Source organism: Butyrivibrio sp. VCD2006, assembly GCF_000423925.1.
In the GTDB taxonomy this organism is placed as follows: domain Bacteria; phylum Bacillota; class Clostridia; order Lachnospirales; family Lachnospiraceae; genus Butyrivibrio.
Map to the genome: position 1 here is coordinate 21,219 of NZ_AUIX01000053.1, position 6,234 is coordinate 27,452.

Here is a 6,234-nt window from a genome sequence, read left to right on the forward strand (position 1 = left end):
TGTCAGACAGTTCATTGTGATAAAGTAATTAGTAAGGAAATATAAGGTAAGTAGGAGGTATCTTATGGACTTTAAACCGACAAAAAAACTTGGTTTTGGAATGATGCGCATGCCGCTTATTGATAAAACCAATGATGCAGATGTTGATGTGGAGCAGGTTTCAAAAATGGTGGACATGTTCCTTGAGAGAGGCTTTACCTATTTTGATACCGCCTGGATGTATAACGGGTTTAACAGTGAGAATGTCGTAAAAAAGGCACTTGTAGAAAGACATTCAAGGGAAAGCTTTACTCTGGCTACAAAGCTTCATGCCGGATTCATAAATACTAAAGAGGATCGTGACAAGATATTTAATGAACAGCTTCAAAAGACTGGAGCAGGATATTTTGACTATTATCTTATACATGGTATTGAAGCGGGAATGATCCGGAAATATGAAGATCTTGACTGCTTTGGATGGCTTCTGGATAAAAAGAAAGAAGGTATGGTACGTCATGCAGGTTTCTCGTTCCATGATACGCCTGAGCTTCTTGATGAAATACTTACTAACCATCCTGAGATGGAATTTGTTCAGCTTCAGATAAATTATCTTGACTGGGAGAGTGAATGGGTTCAGTCAAGAGCCTGCTATGAAGTGGCAGTAAAGCATGGAAAACCTGTCATTGTAATGGAACCGGTAAAGGGCGGTACACTTGCAAATCTCCCTGAAGATGCCAAAAAGCTGTTTAAGGATTGTGATCCTGAAATGTCCATTCCAAGCTGGGCTGTAAGATTTGCAGCCAGCCTTGAGAATGTCATGGTAGTACTGTCAGGGATGAGCAGCCTCGAGCAGATGGATAACAATACATCTTATATGAAGGAGTTCAAGCCGCTGTCTGATGATGAGAAGGATATGTGTTTTAAGGCCGCAGAGATCATTAACAATCAAATTGCGATACCCTGCACAGCATGCTCCTACTGCACAGAGGGATGCCCTATGAAGATAGCTATTCCTAAGTATTTTTCTCTTTATAATGAAAATATGAGAGAAGACATGGCAAAGAAGGGATGGACTATAAACTTTACCAATTATGGAAATCTGGTTAACAGTGGTTTTGGAAAAGCCAGTGACTGTATCGCCTGCGGTCAGTGCGAAGGGGTATGCCCTCAGCATTTGCCGATAATCGAGAACCTGAAGAAGGTTGCAGCTCATTTTGAGAATTAAGACATATCGGAAGTTCGGAATATATCTGTCAGATATGAACTAGCGTTTACAGAGGTGACGACATTATATGCAGGATAAAGTGATTAAAAAAATGGATGCTGCGCTTTCGGACTACCTGTTTAAGCAGCGCGAAGAGGAATTTGTTCATGCGACATTAAGCCAGGAGATGTCATCCTTTGAACTGGTCAAAAATGGAGAAATATCTGCGTTGAAGAAGGATCTTATAAGGCACAGAAAGAAAACTTTCCCAAAGCTGTCAGAATCACCACTTCAGCAGCAGAGATATCTATTCGTTTCAACCATAACGACCTGCTGCAGATTCTGCATTGAAGGCGGTATGCCGTCAGATGAGTCCTATGGTCTGTCGGATCTGTATATACGCAGAATGGATGCCATGAATTCAGTAGATGATATCAAGGCATTATATGAGGAAATGATGCTTGATTATGCTGAAAGGATGAAGGGGTATCACGACCAGTACAAGGAGTATTCACCAAAGATTCTCCAGTGCATGGACTATATTGAAAACCATTTGCATGACAGGATAACTGTACAGATGCTTGCTGATGAGCATGAGATGAATGCGTCCTGGTTGTCTACGGTTTTTGCAAAAGAGGTCGGGATGTCAGTATCGGATTATATCAGACATAAGAAGCTTACAGTAGCAAAATATCTTCTTTCCTACAACGAGTACAGCTGCACAGATATAGCTGAATATCTGGGATTCGCCGGGGAGAGTCATTTTTCTGCACTTTTCAAAAAATATGAAGGCGTTACGCCTAAGGAATACAGAAAGAAAACCTATAACAAATCATTTACCAGCATGGGAAGGAGAGGTGAATAACATGAAAACATGGCTTATTACTGGCTGCTCAGAGGGCGGAATTGGTGCGGGAATCGCGAAAAATGCTCTTGAAAGAGGCTACAACGTGGTAGTCACTGCGAGAAATACTGATAAAGTAAAAAACATAGTGGCAAAGTATCCTGAAACAGCTCTTGCTGTGGTGTTGGATGTTACGGATAAAAACAGCATTAAAAACTGTGTTAAGACTGCAACCGATAAATTTGGTAAGATAGATGTCCTTGTAAACAATGCAGGTTATGCATACAGATCTTCAGTCGAGGAAGCTGAAGATGAAGGTGTACGAAAGATGTTTGATACAAACTTATGACAGTTCACTTAAAGGGTCAAAGAACACGCTGGAGGATTATAAAGATACTGCCTGGCTTCGTTCTGTTGAACAGAATGTGAACAAGGCACAGCAGCCCGGAGATCCGGATAAGGCAGGTATTCCTCTAATAGAAGCTATTGAGAGTGATGAGACTCCTTTAAGGCTTCTTCTTGGAACAGATGCTATTTCAGCAGTCCGGGGTGCATTAAATGCCAGACTTAATGAGATAGATAAGTGGGAGAAAATATCTGTAAAGACAGATTATTAAAAGCAGGAAGGAGACATGGCTATGAAAGTACTTATCATTAACGGAAGCCCAAGAATTGGCGGCAACACGTCTATCGCAATAAACGAGATGGTGAAGGTATTTGATTCTGATGGCGTTGAAACCGAATTTTGTTTACCACGAACCATACGTTTTTCGTTATCTCGCAATTAAATGGTCCAGTGGTGCTACGGGAATTCATGGAGCAATTCCCAGTTTGCGCGCCACTCCGGAGATTCATTGTATGAAGAAATATCATAATCTCTTGAACCAGTTTATGTAATTCTTATACTCTGACTTCAGACAAATACAGTAGAAGTCCATTTGTGCATCTTTATCAGAAAACGGAACAGAGAATCTGTTGTGGCGCATTCCAAGAACACGGTTGGTAAGATCGGTCGAAAATGTTGGCAGGGATGAAGTCTCTGCTACTTCCATAAGTGATTCTGCTCCCGATTGAAGAAGGAATTTTGATTTTGGCATATGCTTTCGGACGATAGCATCCCATACTCCGACTTCAGATACCATAAGAAAACTTTCACCATCCATTTGCTTGAACGTGATGGAGCTTTCATATGCAAGTTTATGCTCCGGTATTAGTGATGCACAAAGGTGTTCTGACCCACAGTGCTGGGAATGATAGACTTCGCCTTCAAGCTGATGATTGAGGATTATCAGTTGATATGTCTTGTTATTAAGGCCTGCAATCAGGGTATCTTCATCTGTCATCTCTGTTGACAATGCCATATTAGAAAATGTCGTTGATAGTCTTGGCATCAGCTCAAGAAGCGGACCAGGTGCACAGGATCCTACAGTTATGGTCTTGCTTCTTCTGTCAGAAAGACGTACCTGTTCTTCCATGGCCTCATGCATGTGAAGAATATCTTCTGCATATTCTGCAGCTATCTTACCTGTATCATTAAGATACAGTCTTTTTTTCTCCCTCTCAAAAAGCTTAACTCCAAACTCGTCCTCGAGCTTGCTCATGGATCTGGTAAGTGTAGGCTGCGTAAGATGAAGTGCTTCTGCTGCTTCGGATAATGTTCTGTGATTCTTAAAAGCTACAAGGTGCTCCAGAAGATATGTCTCGATCATGATATACTCCCAAAGATTAATATACGCAACAAGTATATTATAATACGAAAGTTCAATTTTACACAGCTGAATATACGGGGTATCATCAAAACATAGAACATAAACATCGCTTATAAAACAGGAGGCGGTTTAAATGAAGACACTTGTAGCGTATTTCTCATGGAGCGGAAATACAGAAAAGATTGCCAAACAGATTGTGGCGAAGACCGGAGCCGATATGTTCAGAATCGAGCGAAAGGTACCCTACAATGAAGATTACAACACTTGTGCATATAGAGAGGCAAAGGAAGAGATAGAAAAGAAGATAAGACCGGAGATAAAGACACCTCTTCCGGATGTGGAAAAATACGATAGCTTGATTCTGGCATTTCCTATCTGGTGGTACACATCACCGCTTCCTGTATGGAGATTTTTGGAATCCTATCCGGACTGGAAAGGAAAAAAGATTTATCTTTTTGCGAACTCTTATACAGATGATCATAACTACATGACCACATCACTTAAGGATGCAAAAGCGTCAGCAAGAAATGCGGATGTTGTTGCTGGACTATTTAACAAGGAAATAGAAGGGCTGGATGAATGGCTCACACAGAATAATTTCAGATAAGAAGGAGGATTTCTATTATGGAGTACATTACACTTAACACAGGAGCAAAGATGCCACTTGAGGGATTTGGAGTATTTCAGATTCCGGACTTAAAAGAATGCGAAGAGGTAGTTTATAACGCTATCAAGACAGGATACCGTCTTATCGATACCGCAGTCGCTTATGCAAATGAAGAAGCTGTTGGAAAAGCAGTTGCCCGTGCTATTTCTGATGGTCTGACCACAAGGGAAGAGCTTTTCATAACCACCAAAGTGTGGGTCAATGATATGAAGAGTGAGGACGCTGCTTATGAGGCAGTAAAGACATCGCTTGGTAAGATGGAACTTGATTATGCAGATCTCATTCTCCTTCATCAGCCAATGGGTGATTACTTCGCTGCTTATCGCGGAATCACAAAGGCATACAAGGAAGGATTGACCAAGGCTATAGGTGTAGCAAATTTCTATCCTGCTATTCTTACAAACCTCTGCGAGACAGTAGAAACAATTCCGGCTGTAAATCAGGTAGAGCTTCATCCCTTCTTTGCACAGGAAGCAGCACTTGAGAATATGAAGGCTTATGGCGTTGTTCCTCAGGCCTGGGGACCTCTTGCAGAAGGAAAACATGGGATTTTCACAGATCCTGTTCTTACAGAGATTGGAAAGAAGTATGATAAGAGTGCAGCACAGGTTGCTTTGAAGTGGAATGCCCAGCGAGGCGTTTCCATCATCCCCAAGTCAGTGCATGTGGAGAGAATGGAACAGAACATCGATATCTGGGATTTTGAACTCACTGATGAAGAGATGGCTAAGGTAGCTGCCAAGGATCTGGGACACAGCGAGATCGTAAACCATGATGATCCTGCTTTTGTGAAGTTCGTACTGAATCTGCATTGATTGGATAGGGAGGTTTCTTTATGAAGGTGCTTATCATTAACGGAAGTCCAAGAGTAGGTGGTAACACAAGTCTTGCTCTTGATGAAATGGTAAAGGTGTTTGAATCAGAAGACATAGAAACGGAAGTTGTACTTGTCGGAAACAAGGATGTCAGGGGCTGCATAGCATGCCGAGCCTGTGCTGAAAAAGGCAAGTGTGTATTTAATGATGTGGTTAATGAGCTTGCTCTCAAATTCGAGGAAGCAGATGGACTTGTCGTTGCATCGCCAGTTTATAAAATTGCTTTCGGCTGAAAACCCATTAGCTTTAGCTGATGGGATGAAAGCCGTTCTACTAAATCAACATCTCGCCTAAGCGAGATAAAAAAGATATAATTCTATTCCATGAATAAAGAATATAAACATGGAAATCGAAATAAATATCTGCTTCGTTACCACTTAATTTTAGTATGTAAATATCGTAGACATTTACTAAGTGCTAATAATATTTCTTCAGACATGAAGACACATGCAAAAACTATCTCTGACAAACATAATGTGCAGATACATTACATGGAAGCTGATAAGGATCATCTACATATGATGATAGAAACAACTCCAAATATCAATTTGTCAGATTATATCAGAACTCTAAAATCCTACACTACCTTCCATATTTGGAAGAAATACACATCTTACTTGAGTAAATGTTTTTGGAAAGAAAGAACATTCTGGTCAGATGGTTACTTCATAAGTTCCATAGGTGAAGTCAGTAGTGATACTCTAAAACATTACATTGAGAATCAGGGTAAAAATGTTTGATACTATACAACATTGTTGTATAATAATCTCAAGAGGTAATACTTATGACAATTTTAGAGTTACGCCAAAAAACAGGACTCTCACAAGGTCAGTTTGCGAAGCGTTTCCATCTTAATGTACGAACAGTACAAACATGGGAACAAGGCACACGCAAAACACCTGATTATGTAATCTGGTTAATAGCCAGAGTGATTGAATTAGAGGAAATGCTAAATG

At 40.6% G+C, this 6,234-nt stretch carries 10 protein-coding genes and 1 pseudogene; 10 read left to right on the forward strand and 1 reads right to left on the reverse strand.

What is annotated here, in order from left to right; genetic code table 11:
* Positions 1–64: 64 nt before the first annotated feature.
* The 5 genes from G586_RS0116315 (at position 65) to G586_RS27570 (ending at position 2,815) form a co-directional block, all read left to right on the forward strand.
* Positions 65–1,204: an aldo/keto reductase gene (locus G586_RS0116315; RefSeq protein WP_026528574.1), complete on the forward strand. Its 1,140-nt coding sequence runs from the start codon at positions 65–67 to the stop codon at positions 1,202–1,204.
* A gap of 67 nt (positions 1,205–1,271) precedes the next feature.
* Entirely contained in the window at positions 1,272–2,048 is a 777-nt protein-coding gene (locus G586_RS0116320) for a helix-turn-helix domain-containing protein (protein WP_026528575.1), read from the forward strand.
* Position 2,049: 1 nt separating this feature from the next.
* On the forward strand, positions 2,050–2,376 hold the full coding sequence (locus G586_RS26670) for an SDR family NAD(P)-dependent oxidoreductase (RefSeq protein ID WP_026528576.1): 327 nt from the start codon (positions 2,050–2,052) through the stop codon (positions 2,374–2,376).
* Positions 2,360–2,644, forward strand: a complete 285-nt coding sequence (locus tag G586_RS26675) for a hypothetical protein (RefSeq protein WP_196811626.1) — start codon at positions 2,360–2,362, stop codon at positions 2,642–2,644. The genes G586_RS26670 and G586_RS26675 overlap by 17 nt, the downstream gene beginning before the upstream one ends.
* A 21-nt stretch (positions 2,645–2,665) precedes the next feature.
* Positions 2,666–2,815 (forward strand): NAD(P)H-dependent oxidoreductase, encoded by a 150-nt coding sequence (locus G586_RS27570; protein WP_442852457.1) that lies wholly within the window; start codon positions 2,666–2,668, stop codon positions 2,813–2,815.
* Between the two features lie 81 nt (positions 2,816–2,896).
* Here the strand turns inward: G586_RS27570 and G586_RS23530 are convergent, their stop codons facing one another.
* Positions 2,897–3,736, reverse strand: a complete 840-nt coding sequence (locus G586_RS23530; protein WP_051204864.1) for a LysR family transcriptional regulator — start codon at positions 3,734–3,736, stop codon at positions 2,897–2,899.
* 133 nt (positions 3,737–3,869) lie between these two features.
* Here G586_RS23530 and G586_RS0116345 point away from each other — a divergent pair, with 133 nt between their 5' ends.
* From G586_RS0116345 to G586_RS27580, 5 genes and pseudogenes are all read left to right on the forward strand, one after another.
* Positions 3,870–4,343 carry a flavodoxin gene (locus G586_RS0116345; RefSeq protein WP_026528578.1) on the forward strand — a complete coding sequence of 158 codons (474 nt, stop codon included), beginning with the start codon at positions 3,870–3,872 and terminating at the stop codon, positions 4,341–4,343.
* Positions 4,344–4,360: 17 nt separating this feature from the next.
* Positions 4,361–5,218 (forward strand): aldo/keto reductase, encoded by an 858-nt coding sequence (locus G586_RS0116350; protein WP_026528579.1) that lies wholly within the window; start codon positions 4,361–4,363, stop codon positions 5,216–5,218.
* A 20-nt stretch (positions 5,219–5,238) separates the two neighbouring features.
* Positions 5,239–5,493: pseudogene (locus tag G586_RS23535) on the forward strand (flavodoxin family protein); the annotation flags it as partial.
* Between the two features lie 108 nt (positions 5,494–5,601).
* Positions 5,602–6,018, forward strand: coding sequence for an IS200/IS605 family transposase (gene tnpA, locus G586_RS27575; RefSeq protein WP_026528255.1), 417 nt, complete (start codon positions 5,602–5,604; stop codon positions 6,016–6,018).
* Positions 6,019–6,062: 44 nt separating this feature from the next.
* Positions 6,063–6,234, forward strand: a 172-nt coding sequence (locus tag G586_RS27580; protein ID WP_081674380.1) for a helix-turn-helix domain-containing protein, incomplete at its 3' end; no start/stop codon positions are given.

Excerpts from the sequence above, each read along its gene's own strand:
- G586_RS0116315 (WP_026528574.1), top strand. The coding sequence starts at position 65 with ATGGACTTTAAACCGACAAAAAAACTTGGTTTTGGAATGATGCGCATG.
- G586_RS0116320 (WP_026528575.1), top strand. The coding sequence starts at position 1,272 with ATGCAGGATAAAGTGATTAAAAAAATGGATGCTGCGCTTTCGGACTAC.
- G586_RS26670 (WP_026528576.1), top strand. The coding sequence starts at position 2,050 with ATGAAAACATGGCTTATTACTGGCTGCTCAGAGGGCGGAATTGGTGCG.
- G586_RS27570 (WP_442852457.1), top strand. The coding sequence starts at position 2,666 with ATGAAAGTACTTATCATTAACGGAAGCCCAAGAATTGGCGGCAACACG.
- G586_RS23530 (WP_051204864.1), bottom strand. The coding sequence starts at position 3,736 with ATGATCGAGACATATCTTCTGGAGCACCTTGTAGCTTTTAAGAATCAC.
- G586_RS0116345 (WP_026528578.1), top strand. The coding sequence starts at position 3,870 with ATGAAGACACTTGTAGCGTATTTCTCATGGAGCGGAAATACAGAAAAG.
- G586_RS0116350 (WP_026528579.1), top strand. The coding sequence starts at position 4,361 with ATGGAGTACATTACACTTAACACAGGAGCAAAGATGCCACTTGAGGGA.
- tnpA (WP_026528255.1), top strand. The coding sequence starts at position 5,602 with ATGAATAAAGAATATAAACATGGAAATCGAAATAAATATCTGCTTCGT.